The 25,066-nt window shown below is 52.7% G+C and carries 13 protein-coding genes; 9 read left to right on the forward strand and 4 right to left on the reverse strand.

What is annotated here, in order from left to right; translation table 11 throughout:
• Positions 1-2: 2 nt before the first annotated feature.
• The 9 genes from V9K95_RS16190 to V9K95_RS16230 all read left to right on the forward strand — a co-directional run bounded on the left by V9K95_RS16190 (position 3) and on the right by V9K95_RS16230 (position 11,061).
• On the forward strand, positions 3-1,232 hold the full coding sequence (locus V9K95_RS16190) for a polysaccharide biosynthesis/export family protein (protein ID WP_336441509.1): 1,230 nt from the start codon (positions 3-5) through the stop codon (positions 1,230-1,232).
• 43 nt (positions 1,233-1,275) lie between these two features.
• Positions 1,276-2,142, forward strand: a complete 867-nt coding sequence (locus V9K95_RS16195; RefSeq protein ID WP_336441508.1) for an FkbM family methyltransferase — start codon at positions 1,276-1,278, stop codon at positions 2,140-2,142.
• A gap of 36 nt (positions 2,143-2,178) precedes the next feature.
• Positions 2,179-3,504: a glycosyltransferase family 4 protein gene (locus V9K95_RS16200; protein WP_336441507.1), complete on the forward strand. Its 1,326-nt coding sequence runs from the start codon at positions 2,179-2,181 to the stop codon at positions 3,502-3,504.
• Positions 3,505-3,511: 7 nt separating this feature from the next.
• Positions 3,512-4,678, forward strand: coding sequence for a hypothetical protein (locus V9K95_RS16205; RefSeq protein ID WP_336441506.1), 1,167 nt, complete (start codon positions 3,512-3,514; stop codon positions 4,676-4,678).
• Positions 4,679-4,823: 145 nt separating this feature from the next.
• Entirely contained in the window at positions 4,824-5,525 is a 702-nt protein-coding gene (locus V9K95_RS16210; protein WP_336441505.1) for an outer membrane protein, read from the forward strand.
• 59 nt (positions 5,526-5,584) lie between these two features.
• A complete protein-coding gene (locus V9K95_RS16215; protein WP_336441504.1) occupies positions 5,585-6,769 on the forward strand; it encodes a Hint domain-containing protein in 1,185 nt (394 codons plus the stop codon).
• Between the two features lie 155 nt (positions 6,770-6,924).
• Complete coding sequence (locus V9K95_RS16220) at positions 6,925-9,243, forward strand: glycosyltransferase family 4 protein (protein WP_336441503.1); 2,319 nt, start codon at positions 6,925-6,927, stop codon at positions 9,241-9,243.
• Positions 9,221-10,219: a hypothetical protein gene (locus V9K95_RS16225; protein ID WP_336441502.1), complete on the forward strand. Its 999-nt coding sequence runs from the start codon at positions 9,221-9,223 to the stop codon at positions 10,217-10,219. Before V9K95_RS16220 ends, V9K95_RS16225 begins: the two co-directional genes overlap by 23 nt.
• On the forward strand, positions 10,216-11,061 hold the full coding sequence (locus V9K95_RS16230) for a tetratricopeptide repeat protein (RefSeq protein WP_336441501.1): 846 nt from the start codon (positions 10,216-10,218) through the stop codon (positions 11,059-11,061). The genes V9K95_RS16225 and V9K95_RS16230 overlap by 4 nt, the downstream gene beginning before the upstream one ends.
• Positions 11,062-11,502: 441 nt before the next feature.
• Here V9K95_RS16230 and V9K95_RS16235 read toward each other — a convergent pair whose 3' ends face one another.
• From V9K95_RS16235 to V9K95_RS16250, 4 genes are all read right to left on the reverse strand, one after another.
• The gene (locus tag V9K95_RS16235) at positions 11,503-12,987 is read right to left on the reverse strand and encodes an HlyD family type I secretion periplasmic adaptor subunit (protein WP_336441500.1); all 1,485 of its coding nucleotides are present in this window, start codon (positions 12,985-12,987) and stop codon (positions 11,503-11,505) included.
• Entirely contained in the window at positions 12,984-15,167 is a 2,184-nt protein-coding gene (locus V9K95_RS16240) for a type I secretion system permease/ATPase (RefSeq protein ID WP_336441499.1), read from the reverse strand. Before V9K95_RS16240 ends, V9K95_RS16235 begins: the two co-directional genes overlap by 4 nt.
• A gap of 130 nt (positions 15,168-15,297) precedes the next feature.
• On the reverse strand, positions 15,298-24,753 hold the full coding sequence (locus V9K95_RS16245; RefSeq protein ID WP_336441498.1) for a beta strand repeat-containing protein: 9,456 nt from the start codon (positions 24,751-24,753) through the stop codon (positions 15,298-15,300).
• Entirely contained in the window at positions 24,753-25,037 is a 285-nt protein-coding gene (locus V9K95_RS16250; protein WP_336441497.1) for a hypothetical protein, read from the reverse strand. Before V9K95_RS16250 ends, V9K95_RS16245 begins: the two co-directional genes overlap by 1 nt.
• Positions 25,038-25,066: the final 29 nt, after the last annotated feature.

The raw sequence follows: 25,066 nt of genomic DNA on the forward strand, positions 1-25,066 counted from the left end.
ACATGTTGCGAATGCCAGTTTGTACCTTGCGTAGCCTGCCTTCCTCAGAACCACTCACCCTGGCCAGGATAAGCGTTTTACCACTTATGCTGGCAATAGCGGTTTCGGTTTCCGGTTGCCTCCCCCGCTCGGGGCCAACAACGGGTGACGTTCTCAATCAGCGGAAGACGTCGACCAACCTGAATTACGCCCTCGTCGACATAGGCAAGGATATATTGACCTATGCCGGGACCCGTCCGCGGGCAAGTCTTGCTGCCAAATTTGGCGCCGGGCCGCGTTCCAGTGATCTGCGCATCGCTGTGGGTGATGTTGTAGCCGTCAACATTTGGGAAGCGCCTCCCGGCAGTCTCTTTGGCGGAAATATCACCATGGCCGGGTTTCAGCAGCCATCAGGCAGCTCAGCCACCATTCCGCCCCAGACGGTTTCCGGCAATGGAACGATCGCCGTACCCTATGCGGGCCGCATAAAGGTCATTGGCAATACACCGACACAAGTCGAACAACAGATAACCAAGGCGCTTGAAGGCAAGGCAGTTCAGCCGCAAGCGCTGGTCACCATCCAGCGCAGCACGGCCAATGCAGTGACCGTAACCGGCGAGGTGGCCGCGGGTGCCAGAATATCGCTGACAGGTGCCGGCGAACGGGTCCTTGATGCCATCGCAAGTGCTGGCGGCCTTCGTGCGACAGCAAGCGACAGCATAGTCGGTTTAACCCGCAACGGCGTCGTCGCACGCGTACCCTTCGACGTCATGCTGGAAAACCCGGAAGAAAATGTCCGTTTGCGCTCCGGTGATCTGATAACAGTGGTGCGCGAACCACGTACATTTCTCGTATTCGGCGCCGCTGGCCGCAATGCAGAAGTTCCATTTGACGCGTCCCGCATAACAATGGCTGATGCCTTGGCAAAATCCGCCGGTCTAAATGACCAGCGGGCGGATGCGAGCGGCGTATTCGTTTTGCGATACGAGCTGGCGTCTATCGCCAGACACTTCATACCGGCAGGCAGTCCGCTCCTCAGCAGGGGCGAATACATTCCCGTGGTTTATCGCTTCAATATGCGTGACACGAATGTGATGCTTTCCATGCAGCGTTTTGAAATCCAACCGCGCGACGTGATTTACGTTGCCAATGCGGCGGGTGCAGATCTGCAAAAAGTCATGGCAATTTTCCAAGGTGTGAGTTCTCCTGCAATGAGTGCAACCTCACTTGGTCTGAGTGCCAGCCGTCTGTGAAAACTGTTTTTGTATACTACCGGGTACTGGAATGAGATAGCGCATGCCATTACTGCTTCACCTGCACGAGATAGCGAAATTGAAGCGGCTTGATCTCGAGGCCGCAGTTCTTGAGCTGGCAAACTGCGCCTATCTGGGAGACCACACCGCAATTGCCCGTGTGCTTGGCCGATACAAGCTTTATATCGATACGCGTGATCGGGGTTTCGGCTCGCATATCCTGCTCGACGGCTATTGGGAAATCTGGCTGACACAATTTTGCGCCCGCAATGTCCGGCGAGGTATGACGGCCATCGATGTTGGCGCCAATTTCGGCTATTATTCAGTATTGCTCGCCGACCTGGTTGGAGAAACAGGAAAACTCCTCGCGATAGAGCCTAATCCACATGCGGCAGACTTTCTTAAAAGAAGTCTCGACCTTAACGGGTTCACTGCGCACAGCCAGGTCATAGAAAAGGTGCTTGGCGGCGCAGAGTCCGCCAGCGCGAGGTTGTTCGTTTACGAACATGAACCCAAAAATGCGAGAGTTGCTTCTGCCAACTTCAATGCCGAGAACGCTCGGCGGCAAGGCGGTTACCTGGTCGAAATACCGTCTATTACCATGGATTCGTTGTGCGCACCGCTCGAGCGTATTGATTTTATCAAGATCGACGCAGAAGGCTCAGAAGAGGACATTTTCTCCGCCATCGGGGAGACGATAGAACGTCATCGGCCGATGATGGTGATAGAATTCAACGCCGCGCGGTCGGTCAATACCGCCCAGTTCATCGAAAGACTTGCAAACATTTACGGAGTTATTCGACATCTCGATTTTGAAGGGTTTGCTCAACCGATTTCGGCCCCTGAGTTGTTAACGCAGAATTATGGGCAGGATTGGTTGCTCGTGCTTTCGGAAAAAGAGCCCGCATGACATGGGCCTTGAATATCACTTAAAAGGATCCAGCCTTTGGTCAAGACCATCCTCTATGACGGACTAAATCTGTCCCTGCAGAAAGGAACTGGCGTTGCCACCTATACCCGTGGTTTGATTCAGACAGTGCGGAGCCTTGGCCACCAGACCGGAATTGTACACAGCGTCCAGAGCAAATTGCCCCGCGATCCGGCCTTGCGCGAAGTCGTGCTCTTTGACGATAATTCGAACAGGAAGTTGGGACCCGTAGCTCTGGGCAAACGCTGGGCGCGGCGGCGCGTTGGGGCACCGTTCGGCCTAACACCAACCCATGTTGAACTGACCGGGACAGTTATCCTGAAATCACTGCAGGGCAACGTTTTGGACTCGGATTATCTTTACGCAAACAACGATCTGTTTGCCACGGCACGGCATCACTTCAAGAATTTCGGCAAGAGTCTGCCGCTTTCATTTGCGCACAGACCCGATCTTCTTCATTGCACCTATCCAATACCGATGCGAGCCAGAAAAGCACTGAATGTATGCACCATTCACGATCTGGTGCCGCTACGCCTGCCCTACCTTACCGAGGACAACAAACGCTACCACTACAAGATGCTAAAGCATCTGGTTAAATCCGTTGACCACATTGTCACGGTGTCCGAAACATCCCGGCAGGACATTATCCGGTTTCTCGGCGTAGAAGAAAGCCGGATAACCAATACCTATCAGGCTGTTCACGTGCCGCTGGAACTGCGCGAAAAACCGCAAGATGTGGCTGCGGACGAAATTGCCGGAATATTCAATCTGGACTGGAAAAAATACTTCCTCTTTTTCGGCGCATTTGAACCGAAGAAGAACCTTTCACGTCTGGTCGAAGCCTATCTTTCGGCCAAAGTCGATTACCCTTTGATCATCGTGGGCGCGCCGGGCTGGAAGGGCGATCAAACGCAGCTTTTGATTGAAGACGACCGCTTTCGCTTCTTCCTTCAGCAGGATAATCGCATCACACCCGGCAGGCGTATCCACCGGTTCGATTTCGTCTCTTACAATCTACTTATCAGTTTGATCCGTGGCGCTCGCTCCGTCCTGTTCCCTTCCCTGTATGAAGGGTTTGGCCTGCCCGTTCTGGAATCAATGCAACTCGGTACACCGGTGCTGACTTCCACAGAGGGTTCTGTTCCGGAAATTGCCGGCGATGCCGCTCTCCTGATTGACCCTTACAATACTGAATCTTTACGTAATGCGGTGCGTGCACTTGCGAACGACCAGGACCTTTGCAAACATCTTGCAGAACTTGGCCCGGCGCAGGCCGCCAAATTCTCGCCTGAACGCTATCAGCAAAAGATCGCCACACTGTACGAAGATCTATTGGGGAGTTAGGAGGTAGATGACACTCTTCGTCGCTTTTGGACTGCCCGGCACGATGTTTTCCTGGGGCACTGCTGCGCTCGAGGCTATTGCTTGCGAGGCCTATGGCGACTGCAACACCGTAAAAGTAGAGACCCTGCCGCAATTGCAGGATGCCTGGCGAAACCGCACCAGCGAAGCGATGGTTATTACCTCGCATTATCCGGATCATGAGCTATGCGCCTTCCTTCTGCGGTCCAAAGCGCCTTATCTCGTTTTCACCGAAAACGTGATGGACGCTTTAAACTGGTTGGCGAAAACGACGGGTACAACTGATATTCCGCTGGTACGGGCCATGTCAGCGAGTCTTGCCTGCATATCTCAAATACGCACGCATCCATCGATCCTTGCCGTGCAGCGGCAGAAAATGGGCTCGGTGCAAATACATAGAATACTCGGCTATTTTTGCCGGATACTTGGGATCAATCTTTCCAAGGAAGGAATTATCCGTTGTCTTGAAAAACTGGGAACCGACTTTTCCGGACCAGCGCCGGATCTTTCGCGCATTCCGACATTCGAAGAATCAGCCAAAAAACTTGATCCTCATTACATGGAACCTGGGGCCGAGAACGGGACGATTTCGCCTCAGATACGTGCGATAGCGTTTGACGTTCTTAAGCCGCTCGATGGCTCGGTTATGCGAACCCGTAACCAACATATAATTTGGCCCTTGCAAACCTTTTTGCTTAACGACAAGGCGGGTGCCAATATTGTTAGCGAAATTGAGTTGGTGGGGCGGGCACGTTGTGTCGTTTATGGCCCGTATTTTCATCTGCCTCTCGGGCAATGGACCGCCCGTTTCTCACTTCGTATCGACAGCGAGATTTACGGCCAGATATTCACCATCGAAATTCATAACTCGGAGTTGCTGAGCAAAATAAGAATTCGTCCCGTGCAAACCGGGTCGTTTGTTGCAGAGGCACAATTTCGGGTTGAGCGCGCCAGGGAAGCCATAGAAATTCGCCTGTTCACAGAAAGCGGGGCCATAGAAGGTTCCATCGCTCATTGGTCGATGGAGTTGATTCCAGAAGAATCTCTCCCGGCAAAACGCTTTAGCGATACGGGAAATGACGCTAAAAACGAGCGGGCATTGTCGCCATTAGAACGTTTCAAATCAAAAGAAAATCAGCCCGCGAACGCTCAATAGTCCAACGCAATTTTGTTCAATACAAATTACGTCAATTAAGCACATTTAACGAATATCTTTAGCATTACCGACCTAACTATATTGTATTCCCACGGTTTATTCTGTGCAAATATAAGTTGAAGTTGCACATTCAAAGGTGAATCTCATGCGGAAATCCAACGTTATCGGTCTATTCTTGTCGGCATTGGTTGTTTCGGGGGGCGCGCATGCCGCCGATGCTGTCATTGAAGCTGCTCCCGAAGCTGTGATAGCTGATCCGGGCTTTGTCTGGACAGGTTTTTATGCGGGTGTGAATGCCGGTTACGGTTTCGGTGGCGATGACCGCGTTGGCGTCCGTGACGATGGCCTTTTTCTTGGAAACATTGGCAAGATTGAGCAGAATGGTTTCATCGGCGGTGCCCAGATCGGCTATAACTACCAGATGAACAACTTTGTTCTCGGTATTGAAGCCGACTTCCAGGGCGCAGGCCTTGATGACTCTACATCAGGAACATTATCTGGCGTTGATTATCACGCCAAATCGAGCATCGACTGGTACGGCACATTGCGTCCCCGTCTTGGTTATGCCTGGGATCGCACCATGGTTTATGGCACAGGCGGCTTGGCCTATGGCCGCATCAACTACAAGATGTCTGTCGATGGTGATCAGTTCATGAACGAAGACAAGACCCGTGCTGGCTGGGTTGCCGGTGCAGGTGTTGAACATGCGTTCACGGACCACTTAACCGCCAAGCTCGAATATCAGTATGTCAGCTTCGGCGATTATACTGTCGAAAGCGAAGGTATTTCGACACGGGCATCACCTGACTTTCATAGCATTCGCGTGGGTCTGAACTACAAGTTCTGATCCCGACCTAGACAGCATTACTATGATAAAATTAACTCTTAACAGGAGCGGGGATAACTATGGCTGTTATTAACCTCAATCTCATCAGTAATACCACGCAGACGATCGACGCTGGTAGCGGTGCCCAGGATGGCGATACCCTCGAACTGGGTCTGGTCTCCAATGGTACACTGATTATCGACGGCGTTGACATTGAACTGACGAACGTTATCGGCGGCGGCGTCCTGACAAGCACCACCATCATCTTGCAGAATGGCGCTAATCTCGTCGTCGATACGAATGTGGCCGGTGTGACTGCGGGCTCGACCTTTCACTATATGATTGGCGATGGCACAAGCCTGAGAATTGATGCGGGGCTTGTTAATGCCTCCCTTCTTGACGGAACAACCGTTGACTTCCTGAATGCTAATGGCAATGGACAGTTCATCTTTGATCCTGGAGCCGTGAATCTTAATCTGAGCAGCCCGCCAGACATTGTGAACGTGGACAATGGCGACGAAGTTACAGTGATCGGATCGGCCAGTGTTCAGCAAACGGGCAATACCGTTACCTTTTTCGGCGGCTTGGGGGGGCTTATCCCGCTCGCTGCCTATGACATTCCTGCTGGCGCCACCTATACTTACAACAACGCCACAGACACGCTGACCTTCCTTACACCTTGCTTCGTTCGCGGCACATTGATCGCTACTCCGGATGGCGAAATCGCGGTTGAACGCCTTAAGGCAGGGACCATCATTTCCAGCCTCAACAATGGTGCTGTTGCGGTGAAGTGGGTTGGAAACCGTTCGATTGATCCAAAGACACTGGATAAGCCACGCAATGATTTGCCAATTCGCATCCTTGCAGGTGCGATTGCAGAAGACATGCCCTCGCGTGACCTCTATGTCTCGCCGGACCATTGCATGTTCGTCAATGGATCTCTTGTGCCGGCAAAACTTTTGATCAACGGGACTACCGTCAGCCAGCCGATCACACTCAATCCAGTCGATTACTATCATATCGAACTTGAGCAGCATGATGTGATCTGGGCCAATGGTGCCATGGCTGAGACCTATCTTGATCTCGGCAACCGTCATGTATTCCTCGAGCCAGGTGTACTGCAATTCACCTCGCCCAAGGCATATGACGCGAAGGCTTGCTACCCGCTTGCCTATTCGGGTCCGGCTGTGGATGCAGCGCGCGCAATTATTACCGAGCGCGAAATAGAGCTTGGCTACGAAACCGAAGAAGCCAAGGTTTCCTGATAATTGTGAGGCGCGTTTACTCCAGTCAACGCGCCTCACATACTTCTTTAATCTAGAATCGACCTTTACTGTGCAAGGTAGAGGTCGATTTACGCATTAGAAGTTTTTCACATTCAGTATGGCATCTGGCCAGCAGATGTTCTGGAGAAAAGTGTATGCGCAGTGCGCCAATCGTGTCGCCTTATACTATTGATCTTGATGATAAAAATTTAAAGTTCGCGCGCGAGGCATTTGCCGGTAAGCGTGTTTTCTTCGACGGTGTGTTCAAAGGCGATTACAGCCTTGCCATCGTTAATCGGCTTCTGGCAAAAGCGCTTGTTGACGCCGGTATTGATCTTCACTGTTATACGCCCGAAGCTGACTGGCAGAGCGATGCAAGGCTCAACGCTGCTCCCGAGGTGAAGCGCCTGCTGCTGCCCGGTTATCCGACCGAAAAATACGACATCCACCTGCGCAACACATGGCCGCCAGCCACGCATGACATGATTGGGCGCTTCAACGCCTATGTGAACTTCGCCTGGGAAGAGCTGGAAGTTCCCCAATATCTTATCGAGCGGTTTAACCGCGACCTTGATCTTGTCATGGTAACGGCCAATTTTGTGAAACAGGCTTTCGTGCAATCCGGCCTGACGGTCCCCGTTGAAGTCGTAGGCAATGGCACGGACCATGTTGCGCTTGATGCAGGCCTGAACACGCCCTCGCCCCTGCCCGCCACCGGCAAGAAACGCATTCTGCATGTCTCATCCTGTTTTCCGCGCAAGGGAATTGATGCGCTTGTGGATGCCTTTACACAGACATTCAAGCAAAACGAACAGGTTGAACTTGTCATCAAGACCTTTCCCAACCCGGACAATATTCTGTCCTCGGTCATGGAAAAGTTCAGTGATCGGCTCGCCACTGCTGCACCGATAATAATCATCAATGATCTTTACACTTCCGAGCAGCTGCTGGCGCTTTATCGCACAGCCTCGCTTGTTGCCGCACCCAGCAGAGGCGAAGGTTTCGGACTGCCTCTGGCCGAGGCAATGCGCCTTGATATACCGGTTGTTACCACGGCCTATAGCGGGCAGGTGGACTTTTGTACGCCCGAGACCGCATGGATGGTAGACTATCAAATGGCCCCCTCACAGACCCATGTTTCCGGGCCTTTGAGCATCTGGGCTGATCCTTCTGTCGAACATCTTGGCGTGCAGATGCGGGCGGCCCTGACGAACCACGAAGACGCTCGCTTGCGTAGTAAAAACGCACAGAGACTTCTGGCCGATCACCTGAGCTGGGGCGCTGTAGCAGGGCGCGTGCTAGCATCAATTGCTAAGGTCAAGAAAAGCGCAGCCACAGCGCGCAAACCCTGGAGCCTGGACCTGGTTTCGTCCTGGCATCAGCAATGCGGCATCGCTACCTATTCGGAACATCTCTATTCCACCCCGGCATTTGCCGACAGATTTTCACACATCTATGCAAGACGCCTGCTCAATGATGAGTTGCCGCCTTCCGCACAGGCAAAACATGCTCCCACGCAGGATCTTGTTTCCCGCTCCTGGGGGTATGATCTGACATCACTGACAAGATTCATTTCGGAAATCGAAAATGCCCGGGGAGACGTGCTGTGGATACAACATCATCCGGGACATTTCTCGACACCCGATATGGAACTTGTGAACAATACGCTGGCAAATAGTCGGCATAAATTGCGCGCTATTACGATGCACAGTGTGAAGGAGGTTCTTCGCCACGGTCATCTCGAATGGACGAAGCTGTTCGACATTGTATTCGTGCATTCTGCCGAGGATGCGGGCCTTTTGGCAAAAGCCGGGCATCCCAATCCCGTTGTCATGCCCCATGGCGTCATTCCGATACCGGAAGACGATATCCGCCCCGATCCATCGGTTTTTACCATAGGATCATTCGGATTTCTGACGCGGCACAAGAATATCGACCTCCTGGTACAGGCCTTTGCCCGGGCGCGGGTCTTTGAACCACGCTTGCGCTTGAAGCTTCTCAATTGCATGCTTCCCAATGATGAATCGCGGGAAGTCAGAGTTGTCATTGAAAACCTGTTCTCCCATTTCAATCTGCACGATGTTGCCTCTGCGCGATTTGATTTCGTGGAACAGGATGAACTTGCCCGCGAACTGGCACAGTCCGATCTTCTGGCCTTTCTCTATGGCCCCTCGAACGAAACGGCGACGGGAGCGGCTCGCATCGCAATGAGTGCCGACCGGCCGCTTCTGTGCTCCCGCTCAACCGTTCTGCGCGACATGTGGCCAATCAGCCATGTGGTTCGTTCCGTGGATATTGATTGCGTTGCCGAAGCCCTGATCAGTCTTGCACAAAATCCTGTCCTGCTTGGAATGCGGGATCCCGACCGGCGCCAAGCGGTGCAATGGAATTCCTATCCGCGCGTAGCCGCAAGACATGCCGCCCTTATAGAACAGATGCTGGATCAAAAACATGACAATCGCCGAGCTGCATAAAATCCCGCTTCAAGCCGTCCCCAAGGACGTCTTTTCCCTGTCCGGTGAAGCCTTTGTGGATGCCTGGGCCACTGCTTTCAACTTGTCTGCCGATGACTTCAGTGATGAAGAAAGGCAAAATTTTGTGAAAGCCATCCGTAATGGTACGAACCGCCTGAAGATCATTGATGCCCTGCGCGGAATATCATCCGGCGGCGAAGAACAAGCTGTCGACTATGAGGCACAGGTGCTGCGCCGCTCGCCGGACCAATATGCGATTATTGAAAGCTTCACCCGCTTTGCACCGGACAATAACGTCGCCTTTCTGCGCTATACATTCGACAAGATTTGCGGTCGTGACCCCACCGACAAGGAACGGCTCTCCATGGAGTTCGACCTGCGGCGCAATGTGACGACGCGTGAAGATATCGTCAAACGGGTTGTCTCCATTGCACGCCGCGACGGCCAAATTTCCCTATGGGATACGTTGGAACAACCGGTGGCCCAACATCCGGACAACAAGCCTGTCGACCCCAGTTCCGCCCGCACTCTGCCAGCTGGCCTTTCCTATGATATGGACGGCAACCAGACACTGATTTTTGTTCGCGAAGTGCCAGGCGAAGGCTGGATGATCGGCCCGGACCTGCTGCACCAGCCGGTCAATGTTGTCGATGGCGGATGGAGTGTTTCGCCCGGATGGTTGGTCACAGGACCAAAACGCAGTCTGGAAGCCGGCACATGGATGGTGCGGCTCGATCTCGTGCAGGACCCGGCGGCCAGAATTGCCGTACAGGTCAGCGCCAATTCCGGACTCGACACTTTGCAGGAATTGATCATTGCCGGTTCGTTCGTCGGAAGCCTGTGCGTGAATATCCGCAATGAGCACAGATTTGTGGAACTCCGGCTTAAAATACTCGAAACGCCCGACACTGCGCCCTGGATCAAATTGCGTGATGTCTCCATGATCCGCAGCAAGGAACGGTTGGAAAACGCATGATCAAATTGCCTTTCTCGGACCGTACGCGGCGCATTGCCGTGCAGCTTGCTGCGGTGGCGGACAGCTCGACCAGTCCCCGGAGCATCTCGCAGCAGGCCGACGCCGCGCGCGACGAAGGTAATTGGGCTGAGGCGGTGGCGCTTTACACCAAGGCTATCGCCGCGGATCCCGCCCGCACAGGGCTGCTTGTGCAATTGGGACATGCGGAAAAGGAACTCGGCAATTATGATCGCGCCGAAACTGCATATCGGAAATTTGTTGGCATGAACCCTGACAATGCGGATGTTTACCTGCAGCTTGGGCACCTCTTCAGCCGGGCGGGCGAACCCCAGAAAGCCCTTGCGTGGTACGAGAAGGGTTTGAAACGGGCGCCTGCCGATGAGGAGCTGATCCGCCATGCAAATATCGCGCGCAATCGATCCGGCAAGCCTGGCGTTCAACTCAAGCGCCTTGAAGCAATGAAATATGTTGAACAGCAGGATTGGTCTCGCGCACGCCAACTGCTGCGCGAACTTGTTACCGAGGACAATGAGCGGGACATGATTGCCGTCTACGCCAATATAACCAAAGAAGACGGGGATTTTGACGAAGCGAAGAAGCTCTATGGCGAGTACCGCGCCTATGCGGAAGCTTTTGACCAAAACAGTCTGGAAGACGTAGAAGTCCAGCTTGGGCATTTACACAAATTGAACGGCGACTACAAAACAGCACTGTCGCACTATATTCTGGCACGCAATGTGAGAGCGCAACGATCCGGATATATTGACCAGACGGGTTCTATAGAGAACGAAATTCAAGCGTGCATCAGCGAGATTTACACCTGCTTTGCACCGCCCGCCTGAGCTAAAGCCCGTCCGTCTTTTTCTGAATCGGCTGGGATTCCCAAATCAATTTTGTTCTAATTCAAGAATACTGGTTGGATGGAGGCCAGCATCTCATAGTCGCACCGTTATCGAATGATCTTCGTGAGCATGTGGTTGAAGTTGAACGGCGAAATAGTCGTGCAGTGGCTATTCACTCTATCGACCAACTTTGGAGCGTCCTTATCGACTGTCCCTAAGGTCAAACCCTGAATGTCGATTGATCCTGGTGCTCATCCAAGCCTAATTGGTTCGACTTAAGCCATAGATCATCTAATTCAAACTGCTTTGAACGAATGGCCAATGCGGCCAAATTCAAAGTTTGACAAATCCCCGGTCTCGTAACGTCTTCTTGCGGTGCCCGTAGTTCGAGTTCTTCAGCAAACATTAGATTATTCATTGGTCGGAAATCCGGTGGATCATTCATCGCTCTCCCATTGCTTCAGATGATATCACGGCTAATGGCGAAAATAGATATTCAAGAATACGGCGCTTGCCTGTCTTGATCTCTACGGTGACTGCCATACCTGGGGTCAGTTGCATCTCTTTGCCCTCGACACTGATGGTGGTTTTATCGGGTGTCACTGTCAGTGGGAAAACCAGATTCTGCATGCGCTGTACATTTCCGGTTAGTATTGTTGACTGCAGCTCCTTGGCCGCAGCGGCTTCCACCTGCTGGGCATCCGGCTCCGGAATGGCATCGGTAGCTACGCGTGACACTTTCCCCTCAATAAGACCGAAGCGCGTAAACGGATAGGCTTCAACCTTGATAACTGCTGGCTGGCCCGCTGCGACAAAACCAATGTCTCGATTTGGAAGATAGGCTTCAATTTCCAGCGTGGCATTGGCCGGAACGATGCGCATAAGCTCACCACCGGCTGTCACTACCTGGCCCACAGTCGTAATGGCCGACATTTGTACGGTGCCATCTATGGGACTTGCAATCGTCATGGACTTCCGGCGCTTTTCCGCCTTGATGACCTGCTGTTCAAGCTCATCAACCCTGCGCGCAGCCTCAGATTGTTTAGCGGTATTGTCAGCAATGTAGCTGTTAACCAGTTTTGCTGCCTCGCTCATGGCTACATTAAGCGCCGCTTTGGCTGATGCAAGCTGACCAGTTTGACTGATCAGCTGCGTTGTCGCTTCCTGCTGGCTTTGCAACGCATCAATGACCTGTGAACGAGAACCTACTTTCGACGCATCAAGCTCTGATCGCATAGAAACCCTTTCCGTCAAAGTGGTTACCAGTATCTTTTGTGCCGCGATGGCGTTGGTCAGGCTGTCGATTTCCGCCTGTTTTTGCTGACGTTGCGCGTCGAGATTGTCGAGGGACGAGGCAAGTTGAGACAACTCTGCCTGAAATACCTGCTCTTCGCGCAGGCGGATGTTTTGCGCAATGGTGTCAGCAAATATTGGCAGCGGACCAAACGCCTGACGGTTGGCTTTCCATATCCCTTGCCTGTTCCAGTCAGCAATTGTTTCCAGTACCGCAGTTCTCCGCGACACCTCAGCACGATAAGCCTGCAGGCTGGCCAAGGCACCATTTTCCTCAGCCCTTATTTCGGTATCGTCCAATTCAACAAGGATGCTGCCCGCCTTCACCTGATCACCATTTGAGACCGGAACGGATTTGGTTTTGCCCAATTCCAGCGACTGGATCACCTTGACACGGCCGGTTGGCTGGAACTTTCCCTGTGCCGTGGAGACAATGTCAAATGTTCCCAGATAGCTCCAAAGCAGTGCACCTGCCGCAAGAATGCAGATAAACCAGATCAAGGCAGAGCGGATAGGCGAGGCCGGTGTTTCAAGAATCTCCAATGCTGCTGGCAGGAACTCGTTGTCCGCGCGCGTTCGTTTCATCGTCTTGGCTGACTTTGTACCCAGCGACGGTTTTACCGGAGCGTTCATCCTTGCGTCATTCCGTTCTGGAGGCGCCAAAGATGGGCGTAGAGGCCTTTGTCGCGAGTAATCAAGGTTTCGTGGGTTCCTTCTTCGATGATGCGCCCATCCTTCATGCCGATAATCCGATCACAGGCACGGACCGTTGCAAGCCTGTGTGCGATAATGATTACAGTACGGCCACGGACGATCTCTCGCATGTTGGCAAGTATGATGCGCTCACTTTCATAGTCGAGCGCACTGGTTGCCTCATCCAGGATCAGGATGGGTGGATTGGTGGAAAGTGCACGTGCAATAGCTAGTCGCTGACGCTGCCCGCCCGAGAGGTTGGCGCCGCGCTCCTCGATCAGCGTATCATAACCACGTGGCAGCTTGGTTATGAACTCATCGGCACCCGATAGTTTTGCCATCCGGATCGCCGCTTCGCGTGACATCGCTGGATTTGCAAGAACGATGTTATCGTGAATCGTACGGTTAAAGAGCATGTTTTCCTGGAGCACAACGCCGATGTTTGAACGCAGCCAGGCCGGGTCGACCTGCGCAATGTCCTGCCCGTCCATGAAAACCTGTCCATTGTTCGGAATGTAGAAGCGTTGAACAAGTTTGGTGAGCGTGGATTTGCCGGAGCCTGACGGGCCGACAATCCCGATAACTTCTCCTGGACGCACGGTGAGGTTAATATCTTTCAAGACATCCTGTGCATCAGGCGCATATCGGAATGTGACCGATTTGAATGTCAAAGCGCCCTTTGGTGCAGGCAGGCTTACCGCTATGGCCGGACGCGGCTCTTGTGGTGCATTCAGAATATCGGCAAGCCGTGAGACTGACACCTGCACCTGCTGAAAGTCCTGCCATAGCTGCGACAGACGCAGAATTGGCTGTGCGACCTGTCCAGCGATCATATTAAAGGCAACGAGCGATCCAACTGACAGTTCACCATTGATGACGGCCTGAGCCCCAAACAGGAGCAAAGCTGCGCTTGTTACCTTGCTGACATACTGGATTGCATTTTGACCTTTGGCCGCCAGCATAGTTGCACCGAACGAGGAATGGACATAGGCGGCCAAGCGTTCTTCCCATTGCGCCGCGACCACTGGCTCCACAGCAGAAGCCTTTAATGTCTGGACGCCAACGACTGTTTCAACGAGTAGCTGCTGGCTATAGGCGCCACGGTCGAACTTCTCATCGATCTTGTCTTTGAGGAAGGGCCTGATGAGAAAGCCAATCGCCAGATAAAACGGAATGGATGCCACGACAATCCAGGCAAGTTTTTGCGAATAGGCAAATAGCACAAAAATAAAGACGATTGTGAATACAAAATCGAGCCCGGAGAATAGCCCCTGGCCCGTGAGGAAATTCCTGATGGTTTCGAGCTCACGCATCCGCGCCACTGTCTGGCCGGCTGCCCGGGTCTCAAAGTAGCTTAGCGGCAGATTGAGCAGATGACGAAACAAGCGCCGTCCCAATTCGACGTCAATCCGGTTTGTGGTGTGCGACAAGGCGTAGGTGCGAAGATACTGCAAGACCACGTCGAAGAGACCGATAGCAGCAAGGCCAATAACCAAAATGATCAGGGTCGAATAACTGCGATGGGCAAGCACTTTATCGACGACCACCTGAAAGAATAAGGGCGTGACCAGCGCAAAAAGTTGCACAAAGAGCGATGCCAAAAGAACGTGGCCGAGCGAGCGCCGGTAGCGCCATAAGGAGGGCAGAAACCAACTGAAGCCGAAAATCGCGCGCGACGTCCCCGGCCCTGCAATACGTCTTTGAACAAGGATGAACTTACCGTCGGTGAGTTGTAAAAGCTCTGCTGCCGAGACTTCCCGGGATTTGAAATCCAGTGGATTGACCAGTCGGCAATTTCCATCGGCGGTCACTCCGCCAAAAATGGCAAATGTACCGTCTGCCATGGCAGCAATATTGGGTGTTGGCAGGCCCGAAAGGCGCTTAAGGTCGCGAACAACTACTGTGCGGGCCTTCAGGCCTATAGACTTTGCCGCCCGCAAAATGTCATCGCATGCGGCATTGCTTCGAAGCGCAAGTTCGCGGGCTATGGTCTCAGGCTTGGACGAAATCCGGTAATAACCCGCAATAGCCACCAGAGCGCTCAGACCGCTGTCGGCCCGAGGCTTGTCAAAGGCTGGCGGCGCCTCATCCGTTTCTGTTTGGCCCGTGACGCTATCCATAAAGGCACTGCAGTGTTTTTAATTGAGTATCAAACATATTGGGTCCGGGATGCACACTGCATCGTAAATGAGGACCGGAGGAGGAGGTCGGGCAATGGAGATTAGAAATCTCTATTGCCCTAGGTTCACCCTAAGCCGGGATTGTTGATGAACGAAATGCCAATGTCGCGTCCGCGACCAATCGCGTCGAGCCATCCGTCATTTCATAGGAGCTTGTGCCGGTAATCGCCGATCCGTCGGAAAACTGCATTGCCCCTTGTGGCGATGGAATGAGGTTCACAAGCTTTATCCCGGCCTCAGACATTGTCTTGAGTTCGCCCTGGTCGGTGGTGCCGTTTTGATTGGCGTCCTGCCAGACACGAAACTCGTTCCAACGCAGATCGTTATGATCGAGGATGGCGTCATGGTTGGTGTCAAAAGCCAGCCGCAAACCCTCGAGGTCGGTAACTGAACCGCCGTTTACCTCCAGCTCTTCCGGTGTCGCCCACATTGAAAATGCCAGCTCGGTCGCCTGATCAATTAGCCCATCGGCTCCGCCCAGACTGTTCTCACCAAGATCAATGGCAAGCACACCGTCCTGTGGGCCGATCCAGGCGGTACCGTCCCCTGCCCCGTCACCGTCCCAATCGAAGCGCGGCCCGGCATTGTTAGCAAACTCAGCCGCGTTGAACGGACGAAGATCGATATGATTGTCTGCGTTCATATCCAAGAGTACAGGCCGCCCCAATGTTCCTGGTGGAAATGTCCACTGTCCTTGCGCGTTATAATAACGGGTATCCCTTACCTGCCCCTGGTCGTTATAGAACATTTGAACCCGGGTGCCGTCGTCATTATACTGGTTGGTTTCTGTTCGTTGGCCATATGGGTTGAAGCCGTCAACGATTTTCGCCCATGTCTGGCTGTTGGGTACATCATAGCGAGTTTCAATTCGCGAAGCGTCGTCCATCACTGCCTTTTCGCGGGTCAATTGCTGACTGGCGTTGTACCAATACTCCAACGAATGCCATGGCACGATATTGACTGGATCAAATGCGATATCGTATCGCGTCCCATCATCCATGTCCTGATATTGCGCCACTATCTGACCTGCCGCGTTGAAGCTTTGCCGAAAATGCGACCAAGCCTGTCCATTCGCCACATCGTAGTTGTCGATGACTTTGGTACCGTTATCGTTGAGTTCGACATGGTAGTAGAGCCGATTGGCACTGTTATAGTGATACTCAACTCTTGTCCAGTACGCGGCATTTGCCGGATCAAGATTGAGATCAAACCGCGAACCGTCATCGTTTTGCTGGTACTGCGCAATCAACTGGTTCGCCGCGTTGAAATCCTGAGTCAGCTTGGACCATGTCTGGGCGTTTGTAACATCCATAGAACTGACAGTTCTGGACCCATTATCGTTGAACTGAATGTTGTAGGTCCACTGACCGGCCTGGTTATAAGTTGCTTCAATATGTGACCATGCAGCCGAGTTTGTTGGGTCAAATGTAAACAGGACCCGCGTACCGTCGTCGTTGTAATTGGTTTGTGTGACGACCTGACTGCTGGTGTTGAACGTCTGGAGGATCGACTTCCAGGTCTGGTTGCCCGCAACGTCAAAAGTATGCAGCGTCCGCGTACCATCATCGTTCAGCACAGTTTTAAATTGCAGTTGACTGGCCTGGGTAAAGGTTTCTTCAACCTGTTTCCATGAAGCCGCATTTGTTGGGTCAAAGGTGAACAGGACCCGCGTACCGTCATCGTTAAAGTTGTTTTGCGTTACCAAGGCACCAGCAGCGTTGAAATCATGTCTTACACTTGACCATGTCTGTGATGCATTCCGGTCAAATGTTGTAGAAATCCTGGTATTGTCATCGTTGAAAATCGACTCATATGTGACTTGACCGGCGGTATTGTAGGTTCGCTCCACCCGGCCCCAATTCTGGGTATTGGCAGCGTCGTAAGTTATGGTGCTGGTGAGCTTCCCGTTTGCATCGTAGCGGTAGACCAGAGTTTCCTTGTTCAAAATCGGATCAATCGCGATATCAACGCGCGTTCCATCGTCTTTATACTGGATTTCGGTTACTTTCTTGCCTTCGGCGTTAAAGACCTGATCGATTCTAAACCAGTCTTTGGTGTTGAGCGGATCAAACAGCGAAGCTGTTGCGAGAACACCTTTTTTGCTGGTCTTTGCAGTGCTGACGATCTGACCACTGGCTGCATCATAGGTGGTCGTCGTGGTCGTTCCATCATTGGCAAGCAATGACTCAGCTGTCTTGCGACCCTGGCTATCGGTGATCAGACTGTGCAGCAATTTTCCGGATGGAGTGATGCTTTCAACGGTTGTCTGTTTCAAACTGCCATCGGCGTTCTTGTCCAAGGATGTCAGTGTGACAGAACCATCCCGGCGTATAACGGCGGTCTCGATATGCTCGTGGATGCCATCATTATTGCCGTCCTTGTTGAGAACACTAATCAAACCGTCAGAACTTGTGATCATTGAGCCTTTGGCTTTGACGGAACCGTCTGTATTGGTTTCTGTAATTGTTGACCGTATGGAGCCATCTATCAGTGCCTTCGACACCGTTACGTGTTCATAGGTGGCATTACCGTCAAAGTCAGTGCGTACAATCGTCGTGAGCCCATCGGCGGAGGTTGTTGTTTCGATCTTTGCCGCAATCGCCCTGGTCCAGTAGATGCTACCTGACACAAGGTTTGACACATCGCGTGCCTCGGCACTGTTGACAACCGTAGTCACACTTGCCCCGGAAGCATCGACGGCAACTGTTTCCGTCTGATCGATAATACCGTTGCCGTTCACATCCTTGACAGTTGTCCGTCTGGCTCCGTCGGCACTCAGATTTACGGTGATTTTCGAAACGAGCTTTCCGGTATCGTCTGTGTCAGTCGCGACGCTGCGTTGACTGCCGTCAGCGTTGAAGCTTTTGACGACCACACGTTTGAGGTTTGTTATCCCGTCTCCGTCGGTGTCAAATTCTGTGGTCGTGGTCAGGCCATCAGCAGAGGTTTTCTCAGTCGTTTTGTTGGCAATTGTCCCATCGACGCGCAGACCGGTAATCGTTGTTGTAATTGAACCGTCCACGGTCTGGACGCGCTCCTCCGTCTGGTCGGTGTTTCCGTCACCGTTAGCATCGCGCACGATCTTCACCCGGCGCTGATCAGAACTCGTGTTGGTTACCGTCCTGTCAAGCAGTTGGCCAGAGGAATCCAACGTCGTTGCAACGTCAATTACAGACCCATCCGCCAGAACCTTGCTTGAATTTCCGATGGTGCGCGCCGGCTGACCTTCCCGCTCTTCCAAAGTCGTGAACGTAAGTCCATCAGCGCTTTGGGTTGTAACGGTCTTTGCGATCAGACTGCCGTCTGCACGCGTGTTGTTGATGGTACGGGTCTGTGTTCCGTCATTGTTGAGTGTGGTCACATCGGTGGAAATCTGATCGAAAAGGCCGGAGCCTGTCGTGTCCCACTTGGTTGTGACAGAATAGCCATTGGCACTCGCAAGCATCACATACCGGCTGGTCAGGTTTGTGCCTGAAAGAAAGCTCACTGTTCTGGTGCGTGTGGCGTCCGGGTTGATAACGGTAACATCTGTGCTGCTGATGCCAAAGGTGCCCGAGCCTGCCAGATCCCATTTGGTCGTCTTCGACAGACCGTCTGCGGATGTATCGACAACCGTCTTTTCTTTTAGAGCCAGTCCGTTGGCACCGAGGACAGACGTGCTGATGGTTTCGGTGTTGCTACCATTGGCGTTGAGAACGATACTTCTGTTGGTCCGTGTGTCGATCGTCCCGTTGCCGTCGATGTCATAATCCTCGGTCTGCCCCAGACCATTTGGACTTATGCTTGTGGTCTTTTTGCCAATGACCGTTGTGCCGTTCGCGCCGTAGTCGGTACGTGTGCTGACAATACTGCCATCGGCATTCTCGACCATGACAAGGCGCTGATCCACCAGCCCATCACCATTCAAATCAACGGTCACAGTCTTGGTCAGGGCATCGGCGCTGATGGTTGTTGTCGTCTTGCTTTCGAGCGTGCCATTGGGCTTGTTGTAGGCCTGAACCTGTAACGTACTGCCATCGGCATTGATGGTTGTTGTTTCGCTGAGCGAGCGCAGCGTTGTGCCAGATCCATCCGACCAGGTGGTGATCCTGGACAGGCCAGTGGCGTTGGTAGCGACAATAGTTTTGCCCGTCAGGACATTGTTGGCTCCGAACTCGGAAATTGTCCGGGTTTTGCTCCCATCGGTGTTAAGAGTTGTCACATCACTCGTTGTCCGGTCAAACGTTCCATTCCCATCCGGATCGGATCTGATTGTTGTCGACAGGCCGTTAGCTGAAGTCTCGGTCACCGCCTTGCTGTTTACGGTTCCATCAGCTTTGAGTTCGCTGACAGTGCGAGTCACCAAACCATTGGCGCTTACAACAATGCCGGTGCGCCGATCGACAATACCGTCTCCATTCAGATCTTCATCGATCGCGACGTTTTTTCCGTTCGCAGATGTCGTGGTCACTGTCCTGGCGAGCAGCGCTCCGCTCCAGGCCGTGGTGGAAACTGTCTCGGAACTTGAACCATCAGATTTAATTGTTTTTGCCGTCTCGGCAGTGCGATCAAGCGTTCCGTTGCCGTCGTAATCAGACTGAACCGTTTTCGTCATGCCATTGGCGGTGATCACCGTTTGACCCTGGCTCGTCATGGAGCCTTGGTTGCCACCTCTAGCGATAAGATCTCCCTGCGCTATTTGACCCGATGTATGGAGTTTTATCTGATTGAGTTGTGCCGTATCGCGAACGCCGTCGCCGTTCGTATCAAACTCACTCATCTTGATCAGGCCATTGGCGCTGACATTGACGGTCGCCTTGTCCAGAAACGTGCCATTACCGCTTGTCGTTGTGACCGTCTGAGTACGGCTACCGTCGGCATTGATAACAATCTTGTCCAATATGGTACGGTCATTGACCCCGTCACCATCAAGGTCTTTTAGCGTCGTCACTGTCAATCCATCAGCGCTGACGATCATTACCGTCTTGGCATAGACCGTTCCGTTTGCCGTGGTTGAGCTAATTGTCGTGGTTGTACTGCCGGCAGCATTGAGAACACTGAGACTAGTCTCATCCACCTTGCCATCACCATTTTTGTCTGATGTGAGGGTCGTGGTTTTGCCGTCAGCACTTACGAGTGTCACCACCTTGGCGAGCAACGTACCGTTGCTGCTCTTTGTCGTTTCCGTCTGTTGGCGGCTGCCATTGGCATTGATGGTAATATTTGTTGCCGTGATCCTGTCGGCGACGCCATCACCGGTCAGATCTTCTTCCACGGTCCTGGTGAGTTCGTCTGCTGAAAGCGTGGTGACAACCTTGTCAATTATCGCGCCATTGTTACCCTTGGCAATTACCGTATTGGTCTTGCTTCCATCGGTATTGAGCTCAGTGATATCTATTGTGGTTTTATCGACAACGCCGTCACCATTATAATCATATGCGGTCTTTTTGGAGAGACCATCGGCGGACACCTCTACCGTCGTTTTCGATACCAAAGACCCATCGGTATTAAGTAAACTTGTAGTCTCGGTTCTCGAGCTATCGGCGTTGAGGGTAACGGATTTGCGCGTATCCACCGCACCATCGCCATCGCCATCAAGTTCGGTCGATACACTCTTGCCGTCTCCACTGGTGGTTGTGACCGACAATCCCAGAAGAACACCGCTGCTGCTCTTGAGGTTTGACGTGACAACGCTGGATCCGTTGGCGTTCAACACTTTCGTTGTCGTTGCAACAGTGTCGATCGTTCCGTTGCCATCAATGTCTGTCTGCGTACTTGACATCAATCCATTGGCACTGACTGTCTTGATCGTTTTGGTCGTATTGACCGTTCCCGCCCGCTGCTGGCTCGTCGTGGTAATGGACCCGTCGGCATTGATGACGGAAGTTTCGGTCACTGCAGTATCGATCGTTCCATTCCCGTCGATGTCCTGCGACGTTGTCTTGACAAGACCGTTGGCACTAACCGTGACAATGGTCTTGCTAACAAGCGACCCGTCACCATTACTGACCGCGACCGTCTGTGTCCTGCTGCCATTGGCATTGAGGACAGTCGTATCAGTCGTTGTGCGGTCAATGATGCCGTCGCCGTTCAGATCTTCCGCCAGGGACTTTGTCAGACCATCGGCGCTGATCGTTGCAACACTGCGGCCATAAAGCGTACCATTTCCGCTTGTGAGCAATGTCGTGGTGGTTATGCTGCCATTGGAATTGGCGACCTGCACCACTGTGCTGTCTGTTGCGCCGTCACCATCTGCGTCTGTGGTAATAGTCGTGGTTTTTCGATCCGCGCTGACAAGTGCAACCTCCCGGGACAATAATGTGCCATCCCGGCTTGTTCTGGTGATGGTCTGCGTTCGGCTGCCATCGCCATTCAGCACAGTCACTTGTCTGACTGTCTCATCGATCAGGCTATCGCCGTCAATCCACTTGTCCGTTGTTTCGGTCAGTCCATCAATTGAATAACCGGTTGCAATTTTTCCCTTGAGCGTTCCGTTGCTGCCTTGCTGCCAAATTGCGTGGTGGCGCGTCTGATCGGCATAAATATAAATGCCATCGGTGGTGATTTCGTCATAAACACCGTCGCCGTTGAAATCGGCGCTGACCCTCTTGCCGATCATGTTGGCAAACGTTTCTGTCAGTGTATTGGCAACAAGTGTTCCATTCGGACTGAAGGTCTCTACAGTTTGCGAAGTTGTTCCGTCTGCATTGACGAGTATTGTGGTTTTGAGATCAACTGCGCCATCGCCATTCTGATCCTCTTCAATCAGGATGGTCTTGCCGTCTCCGGATGTGCTCGTTACTGTTCTGGAAAGAAGCGTTCCGTCCGCGCTCTTTTGTTCAATAGTCTGCACGCGGCCACTATCGACGCCGACAACAGTAACATCCGTCATGACCCTGTCCGCGACACCATCGCCGGTCAGATCGGTGGACGTGGTTCGAGACAGGCCGCCGGCGCTGATGGTACTAACTGTCTTGTCCCGCAACGAGTGATCGGCATTGTAGCTTGTTGTCGTTGTGGTGACATTGCCGCTGCCGTCCACCGTCGTGATTGTGGTCTCCGTCTCGTCAAATGTGCCATTGCCGGTGTGATCGTACTGCACCGTCTTGCTGCGATTATCAGCACCGGTAATGGTGACAGTTTTGGCAATTAGTGACCCGTCAGCATTCTTGGAGTCAACAGTCCTGGTACGGCTGCCGTCACTGTTGAGCACTGTGGTTTCGCTGTTGACCAACTCGTAAACGCCGTCTCCATTGATATCTGTTTTCGTCGTCTTTGATAATCCGTTTGCGGCGGCCGTTACGCTGACTTGCTTGACCAAAGTCCCATCAACGCTGAAGGCTTTGGTCACCGTGGTGGTCGATCCATCCGCATTTGTCGTAAATGTCTCGCTCTGGTCCGCCTTGCCGTCACCGTCCTGGTCGAGATTAGTGATAACAGTCTTCTTGTCAGCGCTAGTAATTATCGTTGTCCGGTCTGCCACGGATCCGTCCAGGCGGATATTGGTAGTGGTACGGGTGCGAGTCCCGTCCGAACTTACAGCTAGATTGTCGGTTTGCGATCGATCGATAACGCCATTGCCGTCATCATCATACCAGGTGGTTTTGTTCAAGCCATCTGCACTTGTTTTGACGGTATTTGTGAAAGCGTACCGGCCGTCTGCATCATAACCCTTGATGGTTTCCGTAATCGAACCATCGCCGTTTGTTACTTTCGTCCGCTGCAGTTTATAACCATCCGATTCCGAGACCAGAACAGCATCGCCAACGGTCCCCGTCGTTCCGTCCGTGCGGGTAAATTGCGATGTCCCTGTAATAGAGGACCCATCCGAAAAGTTCTGGCCGCTTCCCTTCGGTGTCAGGTCGATTGAGGCAATACCAAGTTGATCGAGCGTCTTCATTTCGCCGTCGACCATGACCTTGAACTCAGACCACCTGGCATCGCCGGCATCGAGCTTGCCATTGTGGTTTGTATCGAAAATGTTCTTGATTGCTTCCAGATCGCCAGAGGCCGACTTGTCCCACTCGGTAAAGACGAACTCGTTTGACTGGTTAATCTTGCCATCATTGTTCGTGTCGATGACAAGAACGCCCGTGCCTTTGCCCGCCCAGGCAGTGCGGTGCATATAGCCATCACCATGCAGATCAAGGAACTGGGTTGAGGATGATAATGAATTGACGTTCAACCCAATGCCGGAAAGATCGAGGAGGACTGGCGAGATTTTGTTCCTGGACTCGGTTTTTCTGTCGTTCCGCTCTTGCCGACCAGTTGGCGAATTGTCTTGCTCACCACTATCTTCCCTAGAGTCACTGTAGCCGCTTGAACGCCCTGTACCATCATTCCGGGATGGCGCTGTTGGATCGCGACCGTAGCCCGCATTACGCGTATCTGCATAACCGCCACGACTACCATAGGCTCCTCCCCCATAACCGGATGGATCATCATGGCCATCACCACCGATGCCTCCGCCGGAAATAGTTCCCCCGTTGCGGCCGCTGCCGTTGTTTCGCCCACTACCGGCACTATTTCGGCTTCCACCTGTGTTCCCTCGACCGGATGCTGCACCGTTGCCGCTTCCGTAGCTGCCGCTTGCGCCGCTGCGGTTGCCGCCACCCTTACCACCTCCTACTCCAGAACCACCTCCATTGTTTCCGCCTCCATATCCACCACTACTGCCAACGCCTTCTGAGCCAGCTCCACCCCGACCAGAGCCACCGCTACCTCTTCCATCGCCACCACGCCCTACAGACGGACCGGGGGTGTTCGGGCCTGTGCTTGGCGGTGTTTCAGGACGAGAAGAAGTGGCTGGTACGGGCGGGGTTGGAGCTGTAACGGGCGAAGAGGTAATTAGTGGCGCTTGTGGGGTAATGGGACTGATAGGTCCAAAAGGTGTGGTTGGTGTTGGCGTGAAATTTACCGGCGATGGCGAAACCGCCGCCTCAGGCGTAAACGTGGGCGTTGCTGGTTCGCTTGGTGTAGTTGTATGAGATCCGCTCCAGTCGGCAGGGCGCATACTCTCTTTCGGTGTATCTAGAGAAAATGGTCCGTATTTGGGTACGTTCTCCTTATAGTCATATCCGGTCAGGTACTGTCCCGGTCTGTTTGGAGAAATCTGCCTTACATCCGCATATTTAGCCCCAACATAGTCATCAGCTATTTTACCAGGAAAGCTTGGAGGGGCCGCCCAGCCGAGCTTTGCAGTAACGCCAGCACTAAGCCCTACATTGCCAACAACACTTGGACCTAAATTGCCACTGAGAGAACCAGCCACAATGGGTGAACTTTGGCCGAAATCATATCCAACTCCAACAAAAGTACTTGCTCCTGATCCAAATCCGATCGTACCGCCAAACCCCAACTCCACAGTTACACCGGTTTCAGCGGAGGTAAATCGCCCTGTTACGCCTAGCAGACTTCCCGTAATTCTGGCAGTAATGTTGCCTTTATCTACTTCTCCTCTTACTTGATAAGACCCTCCAAAAAGGCCAGTGCCATAATCGCCACCAAAGGTGAGGTTCGCGGTGCTGTCAATTCGGTCGGTTCCCATTATTTATCAACCCCATCCATCGAAATAATATTTTCTTCTATAAAAGCTATTATTTGCTTGGCTGATTTCTGGTCGAATCCAACCCAAACAGTAGCATCTCCTCCTTTTACTTTAAATACGAGGTATTGTCCCTTTTCCGCCGTCGACCGCTTCTGACAATAGAAAAAATTTCTACCTACAATTGTAGGGATCTCGACCTCAAGTACTACTTCATCGCGAATTATCTTGTTAATAAACCGCAATGATTTCGAAGCGCGATTGCCGATCTTGGAAATTATTGACATATGACCACCCCACACTACTTTTGTTTGAA

This window comes from Phyllobacterium sp. CCNWLW183 (assembly GCF_037203775.1).
In the GTDB taxonomy this organism is placed as follows: domain Bacteria; phylum Pseudomonadota; class Alphaproteobacteria; order Rhizobiales; family Rhizobiaceae; genus Phyllobacterium; species Phyllobacterium ifriqiyense.

Excerpts from the sequence above, each read along its gene's own strand:
- V9K95_RS16230 (WP_336441501.1), top strand. The coding sequence starts at position 10,216 with ATGATCAAATTGCCTTTCTCGGACCGTACGCGGCGCATTGCCGTGCAG.
- V9K95_RS16225 (WP_336441502.1), top strand. The coding sequence starts at position 9,221 with ATGACAATCGCCGAGCTGCATAAAATCCCGCTTCAAGCCGTCCCCAAG.
- V9K95_RS16250 (WP_336441497.1), bottom strand. The coding sequence starts at position 25,037 with ATGTCAATAATTTCCAAGATCGGCAATCGCGCTTCGAAATCATTGCGG.
- V9K95_RS16205 (WP_336441506.1), top strand. The coding sequence starts at position 3,512 with ATGACACTCTTCGTCGCTTTTGGACTGCCCGGCACGATGTTTTCCTGG.
- V9K95_RS16215 (WP_336441504.1), top strand. The coding sequence starts at position 5,585 with ATGGCTGTTATTAACCTCAATCTCATCAGTAATACCACGCAGACGATC.
- V9K95_RS16190 (WP_336441509.1), top strand. The coding sequence starts at position 3 with ATGTTGCGAATGCCAGTTTGTACCTTGCGTAGCCTGCCTTCCTCAGAA.
- V9K95_RS16245 (WP_336441498.1), bottom strand. The coding sequence starts at position 24,753 with ATGGGAACCGACCGAATTGACAGCACCGCGAACCTCACCTTTGGTGGC.
- V9K95_RS16240 (WP_336441499.1), bottom strand. The coding sequence starts at position 15,167 with ATGGATAGCGTCACGGGCCAAACAGAAACGGATGAGGCGCCGCCAGCC.
- V9K95_RS16235 (WP_336441500.1), bottom strand. The coding sequence starts at position 12,987 with ATGAACGCTCCGGTAAAACCGTCGCTGGGTACAAAGTCAGCCAAGACG.
- V9K95_RS16220 (WP_336441503.1), top strand. The coding sequence starts at position 6,925 with ATGCGCAGTGCGCCAATCGTGTCGCCTTATACTATTGATCTTGATGAT.
- V9K95_RS16195 (WP_336441508.1), top strand. The coding sequence starts at position 1,276 with ATGCCATTACTGCTTCACCTGCACGAGATAGCGAAATTGAAGCGGCTT.
- V9K95_RS16210 (WP_336441505.1), top strand. The coding sequence starts at position 4,824 with ATGCGGAAATCCAACGTTATCGGTCTATTCTTGTCGGCATTGGTTGTT.